Consider the following 22,137-nt stretch of genomic DNA (forward strand, 5'->3'; position numbering starts at 1 on the left):
TATGAAAAAGCCAACCGATACTGGAACTGCCTATCATACCTACCTCCTCTATTATTTGACTTTATCATACAAAAAAACTTAGGCAGTTTTTTGGCTTACCTAATAGAACTGAGTTATTTTTTAATACTATTGTAAAAAGAAGCATTGTATTGTTCATTACCTTTTCCCCCTCAAGTTATCTAAGATCAATAACGCATCCTTTTTGTTACTTTTTAAAATTTAAAACAAAACCGTTTTGTCCCGCACTTTTCAAGTATAATGGACCATATTCAGATAATGCATATAATAATTCTTGGAGAGAATTATATACATATGACGAAAAAACAAAAAACGAGGTTTAAAAATGAGTAAAAGAAGTTTTGCGGACTATCATGTAAGCGAAGAAATAGAAAGAGCACTAGCTTTGTTAAAATACGAAACTCCAACAGAAGTTCAAAGAGAAGTCATACCATTAGCATTGAAAAATCAAGATCTTGTCGTAAAAGCCCAAACAGGAAGTGGAAAGACTGCCTCCTTTGGCATTCCTGTTTCCGATATGATTGAATGGGAAGAAAAAAAACCACAGGCCTTAATTCTTACGCCAACTAGGGAGCTTGCGGTTCAAGTCCGCGAAGATATTACGAATATCGGAAGGTTTAAACGCATTAAAGCAGTGGCTGTTTATGGAAAAGAACCTTTTTCGAAACAAAAGGATGAATTGAAACAAAAAACTCATGTAGTCGTTGGTACCCCTGGACGAATCATGGACCATATTGAACGAGAAACCTTAGTTTTGGATCAAATAAAGTATCTTATCATAGATGAGGCTGATGAGATGCTTAATAAAGGTTTCATCGATGAAGTGGAAGCAATCATCAAAGAGCTGCCTTCAAACCGAGTAACAATGGTTTTTTCTGCAACTCTACCTAAAGATGTAGAAAATCTTTGCCATGAATATATGAAAGATCCTATTCAAATTGAGATTGAATCGACCAAGGTGACAGCCGATACCATTGAACATTCTTTAATTGAAGTGAGTGAAGAAGAAAAGATCTCACTCCTTAAAGACGTCACGGTTGTAGAAAATCCAGACAGTTGCCTGATTTTCTGCCGAACCAAAGAACACGTTGATACTGTATATAGCGAACTAGATAGAGCTGGATATCCTTGTGAGAGACTCCATGGGGGTCTAGAACAAGAAGAACGGTTCTCTGTTATGGAAGGTTTCAAACTGGGGAACTTCCGCTATCTCGTGGCCACTGATGTAGCTGCCAGGGGTATTGATATTGATAATGTGACGCTTGTCATCAACTTTGACGTTCCTATGGAAAAAGAGAGTTATGTACACCGAACCGGAAGAACAGGCCGAGCTGGAAAAAAAGGAAAAGCCATTACGTTTTCGACACCTTTTGAAGGAAAATTCATTAAAGCCATTGAAAGATACATCGGCTTTGTGCTACCTGCAATAGAAGCTCCTAGCCATCTGGAAGTGTCTGGGAGAAAAGCTGCTTTCGAAGAAAAACTTAGCGGCAGGCGAATTGTAAGAAATAATAAAACAGCCCGAATCAATAAAGGTATTATGAAACTCCATTTCAACGGTGGTAAAAAGAAGAAAATTCGTACTGTAGATTTTGTTGGAACGATTGCAAAAATTCCTGGAGTCACAGCAGAGGATATCGGCATTATAACTATCCATGATCAAATGTCCTATGTCGATATTCTCAATGGCAAGGGCTCACTAGTTTTACAAGCCCTGGAGAATGCGACTATCAAAGGAAAGAAGTTAAAAGTGAGCAAAGCCATTAAATAAAAAAGCACAAGAGGCAAATGTTGCAAAGAAAAAAAGGTTTTTCCGAGGGTTCGTTCCTGTTGGTACAGACCCTCGGGCGCTGGAGCCGGATTCAGAACCGCCACCTATTTCTGAACCACAGATTTTTATACTTTTTAGAATCTTAAATCACACTCACTTTAAAAATGAGGGGGATACTTGCTTCCATTAAAATTTAAATAGAAGCCAAAGACAAAAAAATATACCATGCCATGACTAACATTCTGATCACCAATCGATTTGATGTAAGTGCCGAAGACATTTCACAGATGTACAAATCGCGCTGGGCAATCGAATTGTTTTTTTAAGTGGATAAAGCAGCATCTCCGTATCAAAACCTTCTATGGTCAAAGTGAATGGGCCATCCAAAACCAACTATTTATTGCCTTGATTGTCTTTTGCCTGCATGTTCTCGTTCTTTGATTCTGGATATTCAAACAATATTTACGCAACACTAATGCAATAATACTTATTTTAGCCGATTCTTCTTTATGAATTCATCGAAGTCACTATCAATATTCTTTACTAACCTATTTTGATTAAACTTCTCATATTCCTGTATTGCTAATTGTTCTGCAACTTTTGCTGAAATCCTTCCTGCTTTTTCAAGGATTTCTCGCCCATTGAATTGAAGGAAAGCATTCAACTTCTCAATCCAATCTTTCATGTACATTGGTTGATTACGTTCTGCCTGATCTTCTGCGTAATCAAGATACATCGTTACTATTCGATTAAGCGATTTCATTTCCTTCTCCGTCAAATAGTTTTTAGCAACTTTAACATCTTGTTTTCGTACTTTATCGCCTTTCCAGGATGTTAAGCCCATATTTTCTTTCATTGCATCTGCTCTCTCTGCAATCAATTCAGAAGCAGTATGTCCATGGATGGCAAAATGTAACTTGTTTTGCACCGTTGCAAAGAACTCTTTTGATACTTCTGCTTTTGCATCGTAATCTACAGCAGTAGCATAAATGTCAGTAATCTTTTGATAAAATCTTCTCTCCGATGCCCGTATATCACGAATACGTTCAAGTAGTTCATCAAAGTAATCTTGTCCAAAGTTACGCATTTCTTTTAGACGATCATCATCCATTGTAAAGCCTTTAACAAGGTACTCATTCAAACGTTCTGTTGCCCATTGACGGAACTGTGTACCTCGATGGGAACGGACACGATAACCGATTGCGATAATCATTTCAAGATTGTAAAAGGATACCTCACGCTCAACCTCACGTTTACCCTCAGTTTGAACTATTCGGTTTTTCCGAATAGTTGCTAATTCCTGTAGTTCTCCCTCTGCATAGATGTTCTTGACATGTTCGTTTATCGTATTGACACCTTTCTGGTACAACTCAGCAATTGCCTTCTGTGTCATCCAAACTGTTCCATTTTCTAACCGAACATCTATTTTTGTATTGCCTTCCTCCGTTTGATAAATCAAGATGTTTGTTTCATTATTCATTAATGTTCCTCCCCTGTATTTCTTTTATCTATGTTGTATTTCGTCTGCTTCCATTGCTCCCTTTATTATAGCATTTCATATAAGAGTAAGTATGGATTGACATGCATGGAATCAAGAATCTCTATGTTGCTATAATTGAATTTTTAAACAATTACTGTTACATAAATATTTACATTTCCTGAAACGTTTTTGTAATCTATAATGATACCAAATCCCATTATGTAAAATTTCCTTACAAACTTATATGATTTCACATCTGTTTTGGCAAACAAAAAAGAAAACATAACGTTTCCTTGTAAGCGTAAAACAGTTCCCACTATAGACAAACAAATAATCATGAGATAATCTCTTCAAATAAAATTGAGGAGGTTTTCTTATGACCAGAAATTCCAATCTATAATTACATAAAAAGTGGAAACAGAGGATTGCTGATTATAAGGTGAGCGGACAAACTCAGGTTAAATGGTGCGAAGCCAATGACATAAGTATTCATCAGTTTAAGTATTGGATGAAAAGGATTAATAATACTAGTGATACAATGAAGACAAACAACCCTTGGGTTCCAATTGCTATAGAAGATGAAAGCCTGAGGTATCTGAATCCCTACAGCTCAAGATCAACTCTGTTTCCATTGTAGTGAATACCGGTTTTAATCCTACCCTTCTGCAGAAGTGATAAAGGTATGAAAGAGAATGTTAAATGAAATCACTGTAGCTCGAGTCTACCTCACTTGTGGAAGTACAGATATGAGAAAATCGATTGACGGATTAGCTACTCTAGTTACAGTTTATTGATTTCATTTTTTTCTTACCCTCCGACAGTTTATTTTTATTTTCTAGATTAATGACTTTCTCAAGATAAACAAATGAATATATCTCTCTACCTTCCTCGAAGCTGTTTTTAATGGTATTTAACACATTACTAACTCCTATATTAAGTTGTAGTACTCTATTAATTGAATCCACATCACCTTTAGTAAGATTTTCTCGTTTACTATAATCTAAATAGTAGTTTTTAATTCTAATAAATTCTTCTGTTTTAATTTTTAGTGTATTATCTGAAGTAATCTCTGGTATTGTAGCGGCGTTATACTTAATGGAAACTTCATTTTGCTATTAGCAAAATGAAGTTGGTGTTTTCCCTTGTCAATTAAGAGCAAATAATCTATTTTAAAGCCTAATATATTTAAGTCACGTAATATCTTATTTGTGTTTAGTCGGTACTGAAAAGTCTTATCGTATTGGACTTTAGGGTTTCTTCGCTCATGCAAATAACCCCATTTCACAGTTTGCTTCAAGTGTCTTCTGATTGTTGTTGGAGCCGATTTAAGTATTACTTCTGCTCCTAATTCGTCGGAATTCTTATAGATCCATCCATGCACTAAAGCTCCCTCATCAGTCTTATTTTTGTTCTCAGCCTTGATTACCATTTCTTCGTTATAAAATTGCACATAATCATATCTTCTCACTATCCAATATAAAAATTGATTTAGAAGCAGTTCTTTTTTGGGACAACCTAGCAATTCCACAAGTTCTTCCCTAACCACCACGCGCTTCATTTTATAGCCTTCGATGACCATCACTCCTATTAATTCAAAAAATCCCCAGCGCAATAACCACAAAAAATGGTTTCATAGCGTTGGAGATTTCCCTTGTTATATTCAATTGATATCATTATTTAATTCATAGTATTCAATACCCTTACTTAATAAAATATGAAGTAGTGCATTTATTTTTATAGATCTTTCTCTACTTGTCCTTTTCAATATAACGTATATATCATCCTGCAAGAAGAAAGATTTCTTATTACATAACTGCGAATGATCTACATTGACATATCCTTTAATAAGTTCTAATTCCATGTCTCGTTGGATAGGATTCTTAACTATTGTTTTTTTATTACCACTAACATAATCTTTGTCTTCTTTTAAAATAACAATTTTATTCGTTATTGACCTGCTGAGCGATTTTTCTGGATGATTACCCCTATAATCCATGAGCCTTCTTCATAGTCAAACTCGATTGATGCACTCTTTAATTTATTTACAATAAGCCTTTCACTCTTCTGAACTAGCTCAGCAATATCAGCTATTGATTTCCCATCATTTAAAAGTAGTAGTACTTCTTTTAATTGCAATTTCACTCCCTCCTTTCTGACGTTTTTATACATTGTATCTTTAATTTTTTATATTGCTAGGGAATTTTTAAAAAAATTATTTCTGAATCCATTATGATAATTTTTTTATTCAGAACAGACTATATTTTTATTACGGCCACTGAAATTTAACACCTCTGCCATCTTTTTTACTAATGATTGCTACAAAAGTTACCACTCAGTGCCACAACATTTACAATTGGGAGAGCTATTGGATTTTTAATGATAAAAAAGCCAAATTCCTCTTTATGTCTAGCAAGGGAATTGGCTTTTTTCTACCCCAAACGCGCCCTATTACTTTGGATAAAAACCTTTGTGGTTAATAGTAATGAAATTAATTTATTATAAGATTCTCCCATGTAAATAATTAGAAAATAAATCAAAAAGACCACATTAGGAAGTAAGTTTAATCACATGAGACTCTATCAGTCTGCCGAATCTTTCTTCTTAGTTATCGCTGTTTATTATTTGTCCAATTGAAAATATACTGAAGACATGAGAATTCCCTATTAACTTAATCAATGCTTATGTCTGCTGATAGAATAGCATGATCAGGAAGTCTAATATCATTAGTGGTGAATTCACCATATCCATTCTTCTTGTTTTTAAAACTCCAACTATACTCCACATTGGATGCAGCAATACTTTTACTCGTGATGATATGGTCTAGCTTAAAGTAATTACCCCATGAAGGGACGTTCCCTTTTGGTGTGTGTAAAAAATATCCACGTTCTTCAATTGCATCTTTCAATATATGATAATTATAAGTGTCATACGATACATTAAGTTCTCCTTTAGAAGTATAACGATACTCCTCTCGAACCTCTGAATATTTTCTAGCCAAGTTTCCATTAATTTTCGCGTTATTAAAATCACCACCAACAATGATATTTTCCAACGTACTCAAATGATCTATTAGTGCTTCAAGTTGCTCTCTTCTGTCTAAAAAGTCTTTTTGTGAGATTTTCTTATCAACACGTATACGTACCCCAATGATTGATAGTGATTTCCCGTTATATTTAACCGTAACTTGAAGAAAATTCGGTCTTTCAACCTTTTCCGTATTCATTTCACTAGTACTCACGACTGACTCTAGATTTAGCCCTTCAATATTCTTTAGTGCGATCAAAATTCCATTTTGACCACTCTCATGTGAAATGAACAAAGAATATCCGTTTTTTTCTAAATTATATTTGAGCTTTCCCCATCCAGTAGTTATAACAAATTCAGTTAATACTATTATATCAGCGGTACTTGCATCAGGATTCTTACCCATTAATTCTGATGCTATAAACAAAGGTATGGTATAAGCCGGTTCGTTTTCTCTTTGCACTCCACTGCGCCCATTTATATTCCATACCTTCATTTTCAAGTTATTCATTCATGGGACCCCCCAGTAATTTTAGTGATAAGTCTATCAAGTCTAATTGTCTTAATACTTAAATGTTATGGCCTGATATACTATATATAATGTACCAATGGAAGCCTTTGAACAAAATATTCTTCCTATTGCTATATTACAGGAAAGGCTTCAAAAGGTCTCTCACCAAAAGGCAGAATTAGAACAGAGAAGAAGCGAGTTAAGTGTTCAATTGAATTCAGCAGATTTAAAGGTAATTCAACCTGAAATCATTAAATCTCTAATCGAAAAGTTTATAGATGTGTTTAAAGAGTCATCTAGAGATAAACAGAAACAACTCTTTCAGCTTTTACTAAACAAAGTTACAATCATGCAGTTGAAGGATCGTTCACGTTCTATCAATTCAGTTGAACTTGGATTTGATTTTTCTGAACTCAATATCTCTAGGACATTTACACTTATTCACATACTTTATCTTGAATCAGACACAAACGAAGGAGATATCCCTCTTATATCTGATTCAAAAGATAAAATACCCTTTTATTTACAAAGGTTTTTGCCTCTATTTATGATACGGCTCCCCCCGATTAATCCGAAAAGCCCGATAAACCTGCTCTACCAAAATCAACCTCATCAGTTGATGCGGAAACGTCATTCGTGAAAAGGACAGCTTGTCATTCGCTCGTTTCAGCACATCATCGCTCAGGCCGAGTGAGCCGCCGATGACAAAGCAGACTTTGCTTTTTCCATATGTAGCTAGCCTATCGATATGATCGGCTAATTCCTCCGAAGTTTTCATTTTTCCTTCGATCGCTAGAGCAATGACGTGGGCATCTTGGCTGATTTTGGCGAGGAGGCGTTCTCCTTCTTTGGCTTTGACGATTTTCATATCCTGTTCGCTTAAATTTTCTGGTGCTTTTTCATCAGGCAGTTCGATTATCTCAACTTTTGCATAGGCTGAAAGTCGTTTTATATATTCATCTATTCCTTGTTTCAAATATTTTTCTTTTAACTTTCCAATGGCTACAATCGATATATTCACAGGTCATCCCCACCTTAAGAACAAGTTATTCAGAGTGTTTATCCACAGATGTGGATATTTTGTGTGTATATAGTGTCCGATCATTTGTTCCCCACTATATATACTGCGGGATTATCACATAATTCACAGGTTGTGGATAAGTTGTGTATATGTTCGATTTTTTTGATTTCCGGGGCTTGTTCTTCTTCATCAACGTACATATCAATCACAGTTTCAATATGTTCCTCACAAGATTTCATGAGTGTACCTCCAAATTTATCATTCAGCTCTTTTTTTAAGACGTTCCTCATTCCAATATACCCTATTTATTCACATGTTAATAGATGTTTTCGTGTGTTTATCCACAGATGTTTTTATCACACATAAAAAAGCATTGACCTCTAGGAGTCAACGCTTTTTAAACTAATGGTGTGTTTGATTTCGTGTTGAGATGATTTGCTAAGAATTTCATGCTTATTCACGATATGCTGTAAATAAATAACTTGAAATAAACAGGTCAACAATCTTTTTACAGACTGACTGCTAAACCGTTGCTTAAAAGCTTGTCGAACCTGCAAACTGCTATAAATATTTACAATGATAAATAATAGCAGCGAAAAATGCTTTAATAAACTATCTTCTGGTTGTAATGGGAGCAAAAAAGCGTGATCGTTCGGTAAAAGATGATCACCTAACACGTACTGAACAGGTGTTAGTATCCATAAAAATTCTAAGACTGAAAAAACAAAGAGCACCACCGTTACTTTAATAGCAACATACGGGATCTTGATTTGAAACTTTTCAAGAGCTTGTCTTCTTGACAAAAACCAATATGGAATATACATTCCGAGTGTGACAATCGTTAATAAAATGGCATACTTGACGCGAATTTTTTGAAATTCCTTTACATCTTGATCTTCATTCATGTTATTTCCTCAAACTCACTTTCTTGCGCCCCCACCTATTTATAGGCCTTCTAAAAAGGAAACTATAAAACAATAGAGAATTTTAACATCAAAATATCAGTATTTTTGATAATATTTATTTCACATAAAAAATAACATCTATAAAAAACAGTTCCTAAATCACATTCCACTCTCAAAAACAACCCAGTCAACGAGTCTAAATAACTATTTTTTGACGTTCTGTTGTTAACTTTTTTTATTACTTTGTTAAATATAGATCTATAATATCATTCGTATTTATTTGTATTTAAAAAATAGTCTTAAAGACCCTCGTGAGATTACAGACGTTTGCTCATATGCAAATCTGTAACCTCATAGTTCATTTTCTCATACAAACGTATCGCAGTTTTGTTGTGGGCAAATACATGGAGAGACAGTTTTTTGACACCTAACTCTTCAGCCTCTTCTTCTAAAGTCTTCAACACCCATTTCCCGATACCTTGTCCTTGGTAAGCTTCATACAGTCCAATATCGTAAATAAATGCATCCTTCAGAGGATGCTCGCGATCAATATATACCCAGAGCCAGCCCATTACATCTTTCTCTTCGTTTACGATTGACCATAAATAATGATTTGTACTATCTAATCCGTTTGGCAAAAGTCGTTGAAACTGTTCTTCTGCTTTTTCCATTGCTTCTGCCACTGTCCATAGACCCGCTTTTACTTTTTCCATAGCGTAATGATTGATCGTATATGATTTATACTCCTCAAAATCTTGTTCAGACATCGGTTTCAGAAGAGGTGACGTCTTTTTTTTCGGTAAATTGAGTCCTTTTAACATAAACCTGCATTCACATCCTTCTTTATGATGATGAGACGATTGTTAAATATTCACGTTTTTGTTGAGAAAGCTTATTGATTCTATGCTGAATATATAAAATGTTCAATAGAAAAGCAAAGACAGATCCTTTTTCTAGATGGTATCCAGACAGCTTATTTAAAGAGGCTGTCACAATAAGAGCACAGTAAATCAGTACACCAACAGATAAAATCATGATCACCCTATGCAGTAGAATGTAAATACTATAGTGTATGTCTGAGAATATAAAAGTCGCTGTTAAACCCATAGGAAAAGAAAATAAATAATAACCAATGATTGCTTTAAGTATGGCGTAGGGAATATCATGATAGGGTAGCATATCAAGACTTTTTTTCCTAGAAATAAACCAGTATGGGATGTAGGCTCCTAAGGTAACAAGACACAATAAAAAAACGTTCTGGACACTTTTGATTGACAACGATTTCATTGTCATTGTTGAATCATAACTCATCTCATTCCTCCGTATACATGAATTGAATGAAAATTTTCACTATAGATGGACACCCCATCAATATATGCGTTTTGTGATTGTTAGACAATAAGTCTAAAGAACCATGAGGACATTTGACTCATTTTTGTTGTCTTATTATCCCAAATAAAGCTACTGTAGGGACGCCACTATTTTCAAAAAACCATTTTTTATTCACTAAAATGAAAAAACCTCCAAATGAATCATGATTTTTTCAATTCACAGGTCTTTATTCCTTTATCCAAAAAACATTTTTCAATTTTTGACGAACATCAATTACTGGGCCATAATTAGGCCATAAAGAAAAACAGCCCAGCTTGATCGCCAGACTGTTTATGGTTAGCTGCCCAATTTGGAACGTGATAGTTTTACTTCGGCCGTTTTCTCTTTCCCATTGCGCATATATTTAATTTTCACTGTTTCACCAACATTTTTTGTGTAAAGTTCTTTACGAAGATCGACGATATCATAAACTTGTTCTCCGTCAAATTCGATGATGACATCAAGCTTTTTCAAACCTGCTTTTCCCGCCGGTGAGATAGGCTGCACACCCATAATTGCGACACCTGAAGTAATGTCCTTTGGCAATTTGAGTGTTTCTTGCCAATGGTAACTTGCGATGTCAGCAAGTGATTTCATTTCAATTCCAAGGTATGGACGTCTGACTTCTCCATATGACTCTAGATCATGAATAACTGGAATTGCAAGATTAGCTGGGATACTAAGACCAATTCCTTCAACAGCGGACTCTGCAATCTTCATCGAATTAATCCCAATCACTTTTCCATCAATATTAAACAGCCCACCACCACTGTTCCCTGGATTAATCGCAGCATCAGTTTGTAGTACTTCGGCATTCCAGTCAGGCTGCCCATCCCCATCTGAATCAACCGGAACGGCACGCTCTGTACCAGAAATAATACCTTGTGTAACAGAACCTGAAAACTGAAGACCGAGAGGATTTCCAATCGCAATGACAGGTTCACCTGTTTTTACCTGATCGGAGTTTCCAAAATCAGCAACTGCTTTAATTTGATTGCTATTGACTTGAAGTACGGCAAGATCCATCAGTTTATCACTGCCAATTAGCTTTGCCTCAATTCTTGTTCCATCATTTAAGCTGACTTCAATTTGTGACGCGCCTGCAATAACATGATGGTTTGTTACAATGTAGGCTGTTTTGCCATTCTTTTTATAAATGACACCTGAACCGGTTCCAGCTTCACCGGTTCCATCCCAGACACCACCTGTTTTTTGAAGATTGATGACGCCAACGACTGAATCAGACACTTTTGAAACTACATTTGTGACCTCATTACTTACATTGACTGAAACATTTCGAAGTGCTGCTCCTTGCTGTTTTGTCCCATTTCCATTGCGCAATTCGATCACTTGAAGTTTGTATGGCAAAAGGCCTTGTTCAGAGAGGTACGGCAGAGCAAGTACGGTTAATAAAGCGCCGATTACGGCTCCAGCTAGACTTGATATCAAAAAACTTTTCCAACTTCTTTTCCTCTTTTCCTGATCGTACTTTTCCTCATCATGATTAAACTCCACTATATTCAAATCCTTTCAAAGATCTTCATATATAGTGTGGTCATCAGCTTTCAGATTAATCATTAATTGTAGGGAAATTACACCGCAGCAAGAGGTGTTGGTTTTTTTGGATCTGTATCATATAATTCAAACGTTTCTCCAGATATCAAACCTTTTGAGGCAAGGGTTTGCTGTACTGACATTCTCGCCAGTTCTTTCATGTTATTATCTTGACTTAAGTGTGCTAAGTAAATACGGGATGTTTCATCACTAATTACATCTGTCATCGCAAGTGCCGCATCTTCGTTTGACACATGTCCAATATCACTTAAAATCCGTCGTTTAATATTCCAAGGATATCGCCCCATTTGCAACATTCCGACATCATGGTTACTTTCAAACACAAAAACATTGGCTGATCTAATAATTCCTTTCATGCGGTCACTAACATATCCTGTATCCGTGATCAGTGCAAGTTTCCGATCATTATAATGAAAAACATAAAACATTGGTTCTACTGCATCATGGGAAACACCAAAAGATTCAACATCAAGGGAACCAAACGATTTTATCGTTTCCATTGGAAAGACAAACTTTTGAGCATTGTCTATTTTGCCAATGTTCCCTTCCATCGCCTTCCATGTCTTTTCATTCGCATAAACAGGTAAATCGTATTTTCTTGCCAAAACGCCAAGACCTTTAATGTGGTCACTATGCTCATGAGTAACAAAAATGCCATCAAGTTGATCTAAGCTACGGTCAATTTGAGTCATCAATCCTTCAATTGCTTTTCCACTAAGACCTGCATCCACTAAAAAGGCATGATCTTCGGTTTCCAAATAAAATGCATTGCCCGTACTCCCGCTTGCAAGAACGCTAAATTGCAAACTCATGAACTCTCACTCCGATTTTCCTTTTTGTCCTTTGATTGGAGCACCGCTCCATCCCTTGCATCAACAATAAACTCTTCATACATGAGGTTATCCTTTTCCTTTGTCCCACGCTGAACCTCGATTCGCCAAACAGGTACGAAAATTTGAGCACTAGCCAATGGATATTGCGTATAATACCCTAGTTCTGCATTTTTGATCTTGCTGTTAGGTTTTAAATAATCAGGATGATAATATAGAGCTTCGACAGCTCCGACTGCCGAAATGAGGTTTTCCGTTTTAACCTCTTTAATTTTTTGTAACATAGACTGTTTATAAGATACGAACTCATTGTTTTTATTTAAAAACAGTACGATTTCTCCCATATCATTGTTGGCACTTTCTTTTTGATCCTGGAAAATGAATTTTCCTTTATAAGCCTGGAAGAAAATAACCCGGTTCTTTAATTGATCCACCTTCCAAAGCTTATACTTACTGCCGTCAATTACTTGATTGTTGACGATTTCCTTCGCCGTTGTCTCTAAATCTGTTTTAATAGGAATGGGCTTTTCAAATGTCATCTCTATTTCTGTCAACGGTTCTTTTTTTGGTAAATCTAACGGCTTTTGTCCTTTTAACGAACTAATTTCACTTTGTTTAAAAATTCTCTTTTGTGCGGAAATCGAAGAACCTGTTTTTGGCTTCTTTGATAAACCTCCGTATGTTATCTGGTCGGTTTTCATATCTTCCTCAAATGTCGACTTTTCTAAAACCGTAAATTGATTGTTTTCATGTTTTAGAAAGTATTGAATTGCCAAAAATATATCGAGAACAAGGAAGACGACAATGAATATTGTTTGTGTTCTATTCCAATCCACTAGCTACGCCCTCCTTGATCATTGTATCTCCATTCGGTAGAAGTTTTAATGTACCGTTTATTTTTATGCACCAAGTCGGTATTAGCTTGACAAGCGGATCTTGTCCATCAGACACCGCAACCATTTCATAAGCAGGGAAAATTTGTTCTATTTGATCACGGTTATATTCCTTACGATGTTTGTTCAAATAATCCATTAATTTTTGACCGTTCATAATCTCTTTATTTTTTTTACTGAGAGGACTTGCATTTGCTCCTAAAACATAGGTCGGATGTTTGTAATCCAATATATCATTATTGGCCCAACGTATATCAATTGATGTCGTTCCAAATGGCTGAGTTTGACTATCCACTACAGGCATCTGATCCATAAACATGTTAAAGCTTACTTGTTGATTTTCACTTAAGCTGAGAAACTGATAGTCATCCGTCCAACTTCCAGTATCATTTAAATATTTAAAGCTCTTATTAATCAGTTCTCCATTTTGATAAGTTAAACTAGGTTCTAAATTACGGTGTTGAAACTTAATTTGTTTTTTATTTTCGTACACTTCTAAAAGGCTTGTTCCATCCGAATATACTGGTCTGTTTAAATTCGATTCCTGTCGCACTATTTGCGGATCATCAAATAAAGCTTTTTTAAAACGATTAGGACTGATCGGTTCTGTAAAGTACTCTTTTTCAGTCAACTTTAATTTGTTAACTGGAAGTAACACATCTCTCCTAGAGCTTAATGGAAAAGCCTTATACGTGGGCATTTTTGACCTTCCCTTATAGATATCTGAAAGGATGTTTCGATAATTGGCTGATTCAATTTGCGCTTCAACAACCGTTTCTTTACTAAAAGAAACAAAATATATCTTTTTATTTCGACTTGGTTCTTTGAAGGGGAGAACAATTCTGTCAAAAGCATTGTATTCATAAGAAGCGGCCGACCATTTAAAAAGTGGTTGCATGACACTGATTGGAATGTTGTCATTAAAAACAAGATCCAATTTCGGATCGTCCTTATTTTTTTTATTATCATAAAGCCAATCTTTGAAATCTTGTTTGTCAATATCATCTGAGATATCTTTAAGGTTTTTTACTTCCCAGCGGCTCATGTCATTCCAGAGCTGTTGATAAGATGTCATATCATTCAGCAAGTAGTGATTTCCGTTATCATGCACAAACATTTGCTGCGGTTTGACAACTTCATTTAAAAGTTTTGTTTGATTTGTAATCGGATCATTGTCACTTACCTCCACCCCGGAATCTTCAACTTTTTCAAATCTTCCTTGAAATCCCCAAAGGTTATAGGTAAACAAAAGACTGATCAGTACTAAAACGGATAGTATCATTGTTTTTATTTTTTCACGCTTCATCCCAATCATCCTCTTGTTCTTCTTTATATGGCAAGGTAAATGTAATCTTTGTTCCTCTTCCTTCAATGCTATCAGCCCAGATGTCCCCTCCATGAGCCTGTACCATTTCTTTCGCAATCGCTAGACCTAGTCCAGTTCCGCCCAATTTCCTTGTTCTGGCTTTATCCACACGATAAAAGCGTTCGAAAATTCGTTCTAAATCCTTTCTCGGAATTCCGACACCTTCATCTTTCACACTGATATACAGCAGTTCTTCTTTTTCATTTACATGAACAGAAAATGTAATGTGTCCTCCTTCTGGAGAGTATTTTAAAGCGTTAGAAATAATGTTATCCAAGACTTGCGTAATTTTATCTGGGTCCATTTCAACATATAAATCCCTATTCGGGAGTTGACTAATAAAATCAACATGCTGTTGCTTTGTCATTTCAAAGCGTTCAATGATAAGAGAGTAGAAACGAATAAAGTGAATCCATTCTTTGTTAAATTTATAATCTTTACTATCAAATTTTGAGAGCTGTAATAGATCATTAACAAGCCTGATCATCCGTTCCGTTTCATTTTGAGCCACATTTAAAAACCTTGGTGCGATATTTTGATCTTGCCAAGCACCTTCTGCTAATGCTTCAAGGTAGCTTCGCATTGTTGTCAACGGTGTTCTAAGCTCATGGGAAACGTTTGCCACAAATTCTCTTCTTTCTTGATCAATTTGTTCTTGTTCTGTGACATCATAAATGACGGCAATTAAGCCATCAATTTTCCCATGTTCTTTTTGTATGATCGAAAAATTCACGCGAAGCACAGACATGCGCTCCTCCTGATCAATCTCTAAAATCAGCGAATCCTGCTGCTCAACTAAATCTTCAAACTTATATTCATTCTCAAGGCCAAGTAATGACGTAATCGGCATTTCTAGCGCAGTTTCACGTGAAACATTTAGCAGTTCTAAAGCAGGTGTATTTAACAAAATAATGGCGCCATTACGGTTTGTAGCAATGACTCCGTCTGTCATATACGCGATAACAGAGGAAAGTTTTTTTCGTTCCCCTTCTGTCATCGATTGGGCCTCTTTTAGCTCTTTCGTCAAATAATTAAAAGTCGTCCCCAATTGACCGATTTCATCATTTCCATATTTCCTGACTTTTCGGGAAAAGTTCCCTTTTGCTAACTCAATCGCCTGTTTACGCATATCTGATAGTGGATGGGTAATCGTCCGTGCAACAAACACCCCTAAAAAACCAGTGATGACAAGAGCTATAATCGTGCCTGAGGCTAAGATTGCGTTAATTTTTTGAATTTGATTGTAGACACTGTCCATCGAAGCGACTACATAGATGGCACCTATTGTTTCTTGATTTGCCTTTTTAATAGGTGAAACTGAAATTCGAACTCTGCTATCCAGTTCAGGATCAAAGAACTTATTTACAAATGGTTGTCCGATAAGCGTTCTTTTGATGATACCCTCTGTTGTTTTTTTTCCTGCTACTTCCCGGTTATACGGATTAGAGGTTGCAATCACTTCATAGCTTTTATCAATGAGGCTGACTTCTAGAACTTCGCCTTCTTTACTAAAATCACTCAGTATCTTTTCTGCATCATCTTTTAATGTTGTTGATGAAGGGTCACTTCTGTCTTTCGTGATTTCTTGTTCTAAATAATACGCCAGATTGTTTACCCTCTGATCTAGCGCATCATTAAAAGATTTCAGGAGAGAATTCTCCGTCTGCTGGACAAAATATACGCCGATAATCTGCATAGCCACGATAATCAACAGTACGTATATTAACGTAAACTTAAAATGAATAGAGCGAAAAAATCCAACTTTATTCATTTTCGCATTAGTCCTGTTCCGGATTTCTTAAATAGTAGCCGACACCACGTCTTGTAACGATCCAGTTTGGATGACTCGGGTTGTCTTCAATTTTTTCTCTAAGTCGGCGAACCGTGACATCAACCGTCCGGACATCCCCAAAATAGTCATACCCCCATACTGTTTGTAGCAAATGTTCGCGAGTCATAACTTGTCCAATATGTTTTGCAAGGTAGTGCAGAAGTTCAAATTCACGATGAGTGAGTTCTATTGTTTCATCCCGTTTTGAAACGACATAAGCATCTGGGAAAATGACAAGTGATCCAATTTGGATTTCATTGGAAGTAGATTCTTCCTCAGCTGTCGCAGCTGTATTCTGTCTCCGTAAATTCGCTTTTACACGAGCTAACAGCTCACGGGTACTGAACGGTTTTGTGACATAATCGTCTGCACCTAGTTCAAGACCAATGACTTTGTCAATTTCAGAATCTTTGGCAGTCAGCATAATAATTGGCATATCATATTTTTTTCTTACTTCACGACATACTTCGATACCGTCTTTATTAGGGAGCATAATATCAAGGAGAATTAAATCAGGATTTAACTCTTCAACCTTTTCCAATGCTTCATTACCATCATAAGCGCAATGAACATCATAACCTTCTTTTTTAAGATTAAACTCTAAAATGTCAGCAATCGGGTTTTCATCGTCTACAACAAGGATCTTTTTTTCCATTGTCTATTCCTCCTGGTCTCTAGTCAAAATACACAGTAGCATTTGAAAAATTACTGTATATGCTTTTATATTCAAGTTCAGTTATTCTTTTTTAAAAAAGATTTCTTATATATTATAACGTTTATGTAATAAAAATTGAAAAAATAGTTTAATCGAAAAGACCTTGACACATCATCAGCCTAGGTCCCTTCTGCATTCATTATATCCATTAAATTTCTGTTACTTTTTTTACTAAAAAAATGAAACATCTTACGTTTTCAATCGTCTATACAATAACGTCTTCTTCTTTGACCGGTTGATACCGGTCTCCCTTTTTTTGTCCTCCATTAAAACTTCCTCAAGTTTTTGTTTTTCTAATCTATAAGAAAACGCATCTGCTAAATAACAGACGCGCCTTTTTAAAGTGGCTCGGGACGGAATCGAACCGCCGACACACGGATTTTCAGTCCGTTGCTCTACCAACTGAGCTACCGAGCCGTATATTCAAATTTATATGGCGGTCCGGACGGGACTCGAACCCGCGACCTCCTGCGTGACAGGCAGGCATTCTAACCAACTGAACTACCGGACCGTTTTTTAACAGTACATGCTTTGAAAAGGAATCGTGGTCCCTTCCAAAGCAAAGGGGATAGCAATAACGCTAAAGTAAATCAATGACCCGTACGGGATTCGAACCCGTGTTACCGCCGTGAAAGGGCGGTGTCTTAACCGCTTGACCAACGGGCCTTAGAAATGGTGAGCCATGAAGGACTCGAACCTTCGACCCTCTGATTAAAAGTCAGATGCTCTACCAACTGAGCTAATGGCTCTTCATTTAGTTTATTTTCGCAACAACGAGATTTATATTATCATAGAACGAACGGATATGGCAATATTTTTTTGTTTTTTTTATAAATTTTTCTTTTTGAAAGGTTTTTAGAATCTAATTGCTGTCTCCATTCCATAAAAGGATGTCCCAAACGCTTGTTAAAACTAAAAAGGCGTCCAATCGTCAAAAATTGACTTACTGGACAGCCTCTCTCATTTAGTTTGGACGGTACACACTTCTAATGACATTCGTCTGAGAGCGATCTGGACCGACAGAAAAAATAGAAATCGGTATTCCTGTCAGTTGAGAAACACGCTCAAGGTAATGACGAGCATTCTCAGGTAAGTCACTAAGACTTTTGGCTTCTGTAATGTCTTCTGTCCAACCCGGCATTTCTTCATACACAGGATTACATTCTGCAAGGGATGTTAAGCTTGCTGGAAATTCCTCGATGATTTCACCGCGATATTTGTAAGCGACACATATTTTTAAAGTTTTAATTCCAGTTAAGACATCAATAGAATTTAATGAAAGATCTGTTATTCCACTGACACGCCGGGCATGACGGACAACTACGCTATCAAACCAGCCGACTCGGCGAGGGCGTCCTGTTGTAGTACCGTACTCCCGGCCTATTTCACGGATTTGCTCTCCAGTCTCGTCATGAAGTTCAGTTGGAAAAGGACCGTCACCGACTCGAGTTGTATAAGCTTTAGATACGCCGACTACATGGCGGATTTTTGTTGGGCCCACTCCAGAACCGATCGTTACTCCACCGGCCACTGGGTTGGAAGATGTAACAAATGGATATGTTCCTTGGTCAATATCAAGCATGACACCTTGTGCGCCTTCAAACAAAACACGGCGCCCTTCATCAAGTGCATCGTTTAAGACAACGGATGTGTCACAAACATATTGTTTGATTTGTTGACCATACTCATAATATTCATCGAGAATGTCTTCAATTTTAAATCCTGTTGTATCATACATTTTTTCAAACAAACGGTTTTTTTCTTTTAAATTGTTAGCAAGTTTTTCTTCAAAAACGGTGCGATCTAGCAGATCAGCGATACGAATACCAATACGAGCTGCTTTATCCATATAGGCAGGACCGATTCCTTTTTTAGTCGTGCCGATTTTATTTGCTCCTTTTCGTTCTTCCTCAACTGCATCAAGTCTCAAATGATAAGGCAAAATGACATGGGCTCTATTTGAAATTCTTAAGTTGCCTGTCACTACTTTGCGTTCATGAAGATATGAAAGCTCTGCCACCAATGCTTTTGGATCAACGACCATTCCGTTTCCGATCACACATATTTTATCTTTATAAAAAATACCTGATGGAATTAAATGAAGTTTATACGTTGTCCCGTTAAATTTAATCGTATGTCCTGCGTTATTTCCACCCTGGTACCGTGCAATCACTTCTGCATTTTCTGAGAGGAAATCGGTTATTTTTCCTTTCCCTTCATCTCCCCACTGTGTACCCACAACAACTACTGAAGACATATCCGTGCACCTCCGTTAACCTTTTCAAACGATATCTATACCAAACACATCCAGTTTATCAGTGCCAACAATGAAAGTCAATTGTAAACACGAACATTTTTCTATAAACAAATGTTTTTGTTCGTTATTTTATTATAAAATTTACTATTTTTCTATTTTAGGAGTTTTATTTTAAGCCAAATCTCAAGATACTGCAAAAACCCCTAAGACACTTGTCCTAGGGATCTATGCGCCGGCTGGAACACCTGAATCATCAAAACGCCGTTCCAAGTTGACGAACTTATTATATTCTTTTACAAATGCGAGTGAAACAGTACCTACAGGACCATTCCGTTGTTTCGCAATAATGATTTCAATAATATTTTTATTCTCTGATTCTTTATCATAATAATCATCACGGTATAAGAATGCAACGATATCAGCATCCTGTTCAATACTACCTGATTCACGAATGTCTGACATCATCGGTCGCTTGTCCTGACGTTGTTCAACACCCCGGGAAAGCTGTGAAAGTGCGATTACCGGGACTTCAAGTTCTCTTGCCAGCGCTTTAAGTGATCGTGATATTTCAGATACTTCCTGCTGACGATTGTCCTTAGAACGGCCGCTCCCTTGAATCAGTTGTAAATAGTCAATTAAAATCATGCCAAGTCCGTTTTCCTGTTTAAGACGTCTGCATTTTGAACGGATTTCACTAACTCGGATTCCCGGTGTATCATCGATAAAGATGCCGCTGTTTGACAGGCTACCCATTGCCATTGTCAGCTTGCCCCAATCCTCTTCTGTTAAGTTTCCGGTTCGGAGATTTTGGGCGTTAATGTTACCCTCTGCACAAAGCATCCGCATCACAAGCTGTTCTGCTCCCATTTCAAGACTAAAGATCGCGACACTTTCATCTGTTTTTGTCGCAACATTTTGGGCAATGTTCAATGCAAAAGCTGTTTTACCAACAGATGGTCTTGCAGCTACAATAATGAGATCGTTTCGCTGAAATCCGGCTGTCATTCTATCCAGTTCTGCGAAACCAGTCGGGATTCCTGTGATATCCCCTTTTCGGTTATGAAGCTGTTCAATATTATCGTAGGTTTGAACAAGAACATCTTTAATATTTTGAAAGGCCCCCGTATTTTTACGCTGGGCAACCTCCATAATTGTTTTTTCTGCATCGCTTAGAAGGTCTTCAACTTCATCTTCCCTTGTATAGCCGTCTTGAGCAATCGTTGTGGCTGTACGAATCAAGCGACGGAGAATCGATTTTTCTTCAACGATCTTTGCATAGTATTCTATATTGGCGGCAGTAGGTACAGAATTTGCAATATCTGTTAAATAAGAGATGCCACCGATTTCTTCCAAAAGGTCGGTGTTGGCAAGTTCAGATGTAACAGTTACCAAGTCAACAGGTTCACCACGGTCCCCTAGAACAAGCATGGCATTAAAGATTTTTTGGTGCGACATTCTATAAAAATCATCTGGTATCAAGACTTCTGACGCCAATGTTAATGTGGATGGTTCTAAAAAAACAGCACCTAACACGGCCTGTTCGGCTTCAATATTTTGTGGCGGCAGTCTGTCATTCAGAAGATCTGTCATGTTAAGCACCGTCCCTCCCTAAAAAATAACCTAACGTCTATTTTACCATGTCTGAAGAAAAAAAATAAATGTTAATAGATCGTATATTTTTGGAAATCAATTTATTTAAAAAATATAAAACTACACAAAGAATAGAATTTTCAGAAAAAAGACTTCGGCCATTTTGCCAATTCGAAATGGGAGATTGGTTGTTTATTTGGTATTTTCGGGATAAAAATAGTTCATATGCCTTATTACTTTTTTTACAAAAAATCCATTAATAGATATTTAGACTGATGTTCATTTTTATTTTATAGCTTAATATTTATAAATGAGATTAAGTCTAATGACTGATAGGAGGAAGTTGATTTTGAAAAACAAATTTGTGAAATTTTTATTAGTTTTAACAGTCATAATTGGAAGTTTTGCCTCACTTGGCTTTGTAAGTTCTACCACTGTTCAGGCTAAGGATAATTGGACATCAAACAGTTCGATCTCCTATTATCAATATGGTATTTTTAAGAAGTACAGTTACACACCAGCTTTTACCTTTTCAATGGTTTTCAAACACTATGATAACAGTATTTCCGCATATACGACAACAGGGATACATACATATGGTTCAGGAAAAGGGAAAATAAAAGCCATTTTACAATATAAAACAAAAAAGGGTTGGAAAAATTATAAAACTCAATACGTGAAAAAGAATGGGTATACAAACCTATCCATTAAAAGTAAGCTTAACGTAAAAACGAAATTCAGATACAAGTTTATCCATAGTGCTAAAGATTTAAAAACGAGTAAGTCTAAGCTACGTTTCGTTTTTTATTCAACTTCACTAACTAAATATTTACGTTAAAAGTGAGGGGCTGTCCAGTAAGTCGATTTTTGACGATTGGACACCCTTTTCACGTTTAATAAATCTGATATCTCTGCAATCTTGAATGATAAGTTTTAACTATTTTGCTCTTTTCGGACAGCTCCCTCTTACCTCCAGATT

General features: G+C 36.4%; 20 protein-coding genes, 4 tRNA genes and 2 pseudogenes. 5 read left to right on the forward strand and 21 right to left on the reverse strand.

Features of this window, described 5'->3' with window-relative positions; translation table 11 throughout:
- The first annotated feature begins 343 nt into the window (after window positions 1–343).
- Window positions 344–1,789 (forward strand): DEAD/DEAH box helicase, encoded by a 1,446-nt coding sequence (locus HOO54_RS21535; protein ID WP_172298949.1) that lies wholly within the window; start codon window positions 344–346, stop codon window positions 1,787–1,789.
- A 239-nt stretch (window positions 1,790–2,028) separates the two neighbouring features.
- Window positions 2,029–2,224 (forward strand): annotated as a pseudogene (locus tag HOO54_RS21540) (transposase); the annotation flags it as partial.
- Window positions 2,225–2,276: 52 nt separating this feature from the next.
- Here HOO54_RS21540 and HOO54_RS21545 read toward each other — a convergent pair.
- Complete coding sequence (locus HOO54_RS21545; RefSeq protein WP_172298951.1) at window positions 2,277–3,269, reverse strand: virulence RhuM family protein; 993 nt, start codon at window positions 3,267–3,269, stop codon at window positions 2,277–2,279.
- 415 nt (window positions 3,270–3,684) lie between these two features.
- Between HOO54_RS21545 and tnpA the strand changes: the two are divergent.
- Both tnpA and tnpB read left to right on the forward strand, forming a co-directional pair.
- Window positions 3,685–3,906 (forward strand): annotated as a pseudogene (gene tnpA, locus HOO54_RS25415) (IS66 family insertion sequence element accessory protein TnpA); the annotation flags it as partial.
- A gap of 55 nt (window positions 3,907–3,961) precedes the next feature.
- On the forward strand, window positions 3,962–4,063 hold the full coding sequence (gene tnpB, locus HOO54_RS25275; RefSeq protein WP_172298953.1) for an IS66 family insertion sequence element accessory protein TnpB: 102 nt from the start codon (window positions 3,962–3,964) through the stop codon (window positions 4,061–4,063).
- A gap of 251 nt (window positions 4,064–4,314) precedes the next feature.
- Here the strand turns inward: tnpB and HOO54_RS21555 are convergent, their stop codons facing one another.
- The 20 genes from HOO54_RS21555 to dnaB all read right to left on the reverse strand — a co-directional run bounded on the left by HOO54_RS21555 (window position 4,315) and on the right by dnaB (window position 21,158).
- Window positions 4,315–4,848 (reverse strand): hypothetical protein, encoded by a 534-nt coding sequence (locus tag HOO54_RS21555; RefSeq protein WP_172298955.1) that lies wholly within the window; start codon window positions 4,846–4,848, stop codon window positions 4,315–4,317.
- Between the two features lie 368 nt (window positions 4,849–5,216).
- Window positions 5,217–5,405 carry a hypothetical protein gene (locus HOO54_RS21560; protein WP_172298957.1) on the reverse strand — a complete coding sequence of 63 codons (189 nt, stop codon included), beginning with the start codon at window positions 5,403–5,405 and terminating at the stop codon, window positions 5,217–5,219.
- 532 nt (window positions 5,406–5,937) lie between these two features.
- Window positions 5,938–6,804: an exonuclease/endonuclease/phosphatase family protein gene (locus HOO54_RS21565; RefSeq protein ID WP_172298959.1), complete on the reverse strand. Its 867-nt coding sequence runs from the start codon at window positions 6,802–6,804 to the stop codon at window positions 5,938–5,940.
- Between the two features lie 541 nt (window positions 6,805–7,345).
- On the reverse strand, window positions 7,346–7,825 hold the full coding sequence (gene rlmH, locus HOO54_RS21570) for a 23S rRNA (pseudouridine(1915)-N(3))-methyltransferase RlmH (protein ID WP_172298961.1): 480 nt from the start codon (window positions 7,823–7,825) through the stop codon (window positions 7,346–7,348).
- A gap of 80 nt (window positions 7,826–7,905) precedes the next feature.
- On the reverse strand, window positions 7,906–8,064 hold the full coding sequence (locus HOO54_RS21575) for a CxxH/CxxC protein (RefSeq protein WP_172298963.1): 159 nt from the start codon (window positions 8,062–8,064) through the stop codon (window positions 7,906–7,908).
- 141 nt (window positions 8,065–8,205) lie between these two features.
- Window positions 8,206–8,730 (reverse strand): DUF4234 domain-containing protein, encoded by a 525-nt coding sequence (locus HOO54_RS21580; RefSeq protein WP_172298965.1) that lies wholly within the window; start codon window positions 8,728–8,730, stop codon window positions 8,206–8,208.
- A gap of 317 nt (window positions 8,731–9,047) precedes the next feature.
- Entirely contained in the window at window positions 9,048–9,551 is a 504-nt protein-coding gene (locus HOO54_RS21585; protein WP_172298967.1) for a GNAT family N-acetyltransferase, read from the reverse strand.
- A gap of 22 nt (window positions 9,552–9,573) precedes the next feature.
- Complete coding sequence (locus HOO54_RS21590) at window positions 9,574–10,041, reverse strand: hypothetical protein (RefSeq protein WP_172298969.1); 468 nt, start codon at window positions 10,039–10,041, stop codon at window positions 9,574–9,576.
- Window positions 10,042–10,398: 357 nt separating this feature from the next.
- Window positions 10,399–11,619 carry a S1C family serine protease gene (locus HOO54_RS21595; protein ID WP_172299766.1) on the reverse strand — a complete coding sequence of 407 codons (1,221 nt, stop codon included), beginning with the start codon at window positions 11,617–11,619 and terminating at the stop codon, window positions 10,399–10,401.
- A 74-nt stretch (window positions 11,620–11,693) separates the two neighbouring features.
- On the reverse strand, window positions 11,694–12,488 hold the full coding sequence (locus HOO54_RS21600; protein WP_172298971.1) for an MBL fold metallo-hydrolase: 795 nt from the start codon (window positions 12,486–12,488) through the stop codon (window positions 11,694–11,696).
- Window positions 12,485–13,342, reverse strand: a complete 858-nt coding sequence (locus HOO54_RS21605) for a two-component system regulatory protein YycI (protein WP_172298973.1) — start codon at window positions 13,340–13,342, stop codon at window positions 12,485–12,487. Before HOO54_RS21605 ends, HOO54_RS21600 begins: the two co-directional genes overlap by 4 nt.
- Window positions 13,329–14,705 carry a YycH family regulatory protein gene (locus tag HOO54_RS21610; protein ID WP_172298975.1) on the reverse strand — a complete coding sequence of 459 codons (1,377 nt, stop codon included), beginning with the start codon at window positions 14,703–14,705 and terminating at the stop codon, window positions 13,329–13,331. Before HOO54_RS21610 ends, HOO54_RS21605 begins: the two co-directional genes overlap by 14 nt.
- Window positions 14,695–16,536 (reverse strand): cell wall metabolism sensor histidine kinase WalK, encoded by a 1,842-nt coding sequence (gene walK / locus HOO54_RS21615; RefSeq protein WP_172298977.1) that lies wholly within the window; start codon window positions 16,534–16,536, stop codon window positions 14,695–14,697. The genes HOO54_RS21610 and walK overlap by 11 nt, the downstream gene beginning before the upstream one ends.
- Window positions 16,537–16,543: 7 nt before the next feature.
- A complete protein-coding gene (gene yycF / locus HOO54_RS21620; RefSeq protein WP_172298979.1) occupies window positions 16,544–17,251 on the reverse strand; it encodes a response regulator YycF in 708 nt (235 codons plus the stop codon).
- A 404-nt stretch (window positions 17,252–17,655) separates the two neighbouring features.
- Window positions 17,656–17,728 (reverse strand) — tRNA-Phe (locus tag HOO54_RS21625).
- A 17-nt stretch (window positions 17,729–17,745) separates the two neighbouring features.
- Window positions 17,746–17,822: transfer RNA gene (locus HOO54_RS21630), tRNA-Asp, on the reverse strand.
- Window positions 17,823–17,905: 83 nt separating this feature from the next.
- A tRNA-Glu gene (locus HOO54_RS21635) sits at window positions 17,906–17,977 on the reverse strand.
- A gap of 7 nt (window positions 17,978–17,984) precedes the next feature.
- A tRNA-Lys gene (locus HOO54_RS21640) sits at window positions 17,985–18,060 on the reverse strand.
- A gap of 215 nt (window positions 18,061–18,275) precedes the next feature.
- Window positions 18,276–19,568 carry an adenylosuccinate synthase gene (locus HOO54_RS21645; protein ID WP_172298981.1) on the reverse strand — a complete coding sequence of 431 codons (1,293 nt, stop codon included), beginning with the start codon at window positions 19,566–19,568 and terminating at the stop codon, window positions 18,276–18,278.
- A 225-nt stretch (window positions 19,569–19,793) separates the two neighbouring features.
- On the reverse strand, window positions 19,794–21,158 hold the full coding sequence (gene dnaB, locus HOO54_RS21650; RefSeq protein WP_172298983.1) for a replicative DNA helicase: 1,365 nt from the start codon (window positions 21,156–21,158) through the stop codon (window positions 19,794–19,796).
- A gap of 349 nt (window positions 21,159–21,507) precedes the next feature.
- Between dnaB and HOO54_RS21655 the strand changes: the two genes are divergently transcribed.
- Window positions 21,508–21,996, forward strand: coding sequence for a hypothetical protein (locus HOO54_RS21655; RefSeq protein ID WP_172298985.1), 489 nt, complete (start codon window positions 21,508–21,510; stop codon window positions 21,994–21,996).
- The last annotated feature ends 141 nt before the right edge of the window (window positions 21,997–22,137 follow it).

This window comes from Bacillus sp. WMMC1349 (assembly GCF_013155385.1).
In the GTDB taxonomy this organism is placed as follows: domain Bacteria; phylum Bacillota; class Bacilli; order Bacillales; family Bacillaceae; genus Bacillus.

Coding starts and splice junctions, on each gene's coding strand:
- HOO54_RS21535 (WP_172298949.1), top strand. CDS start 344: ATGAGTAAAAGAAGTTTTGCGGACTATCATGTAAGCGAAGAAATAGAA.
- HOO54_RS21545 (WP_172298951.1), bottom strand. CDS start 3,269: ATGAATAATGAAACAAACATCTTGATTTATCAAACGGAGGAAGGCAAT.
- tnpB (WP_172298953.1), top strand. CDS start 3,962: ATGTTAAATGAAATCACTGTAGCTCGAGTCTACCTCACTTGTGGAAGT.
- HOO54_RS21555 (WP_172298955.1), bottom strand. CDS start 4,848: ATGGTCATCGAAGGCTATAAAATGAAGCGCGTGGTGGTTAGGGAAGAA.
- HOO54_RS21565 (WP_172298959.1), bottom strand. CDS start 6,804: ATGAATAACTTGAAAATGAAGGTATGGAATATAAATGGGCGCAGTGGA.
- HOO54_RS21575 (WP_172298963.1), bottom strand. CDS start 8,064: ATGAAATCTTGTGAGGAACATATTGAAACTGTGATTGATATGTACGTT.
- HOO54_RS21580 (WP_172298965.1), bottom strand. CDS start 8,730: ATGAATGAAGATCAAGATGTAAAGGAATTTCAAAAAATTCGCGTCAAG.
- HOO54_RS21585 (WP_172298967.1), bottom strand. CDS start 9,551: ATGTTAAAAGGACTCAATTTACCGAAAAAAAAGACGTCACCTCTTCTG.
- HOO54_RS21590 (WP_172298969.1), bottom strand. CDS start 10,041: ATGAGTTATGATTCAACAATGACAATGAAATCGTTGTCAATCAAAAGT.
- HOO54_RS21600 (WP_172298971.1), bottom strand. CDS start 12,488: ATGAGTTTGCAATTTAGCGTTCTTGCAAGCGGGAGTACGGGCAATGCA.
- HOO54_RS21610 (WP_172298975.1), bottom strand. CDS start 14,705: ATGAAGCGTGAAAAAATAAAAACAATGATACTATCCGTTTTAGTACTG.
- walK (WP_172298977.1), bottom strand. CDS start 16,536: ATGAATAAAGTTGGATTTTTTCGCTCTATTCATTTTAAGTTTACGTTA.
- yycF (WP_172298979.1), bottom strand. CDS start 17,251: ATGGAAAAAAAGATCCTTGTTGTAGACGATGAAAACCCGATTGCTGAC.
- HOO54_RS21645 (WP_172298981.1), bottom strand. CDS start 19,568: ATGTCTTCAGTAGTTGTTGTGGGTACACAGTGGGGAGATGAAGGGAAA.
- dnaB (WP_172298983.1), bottom strand. CDS start 21,158: ATGACAGATCTTCTGAATGACAGACTGCCGCCACAAAATATTGAAGCC.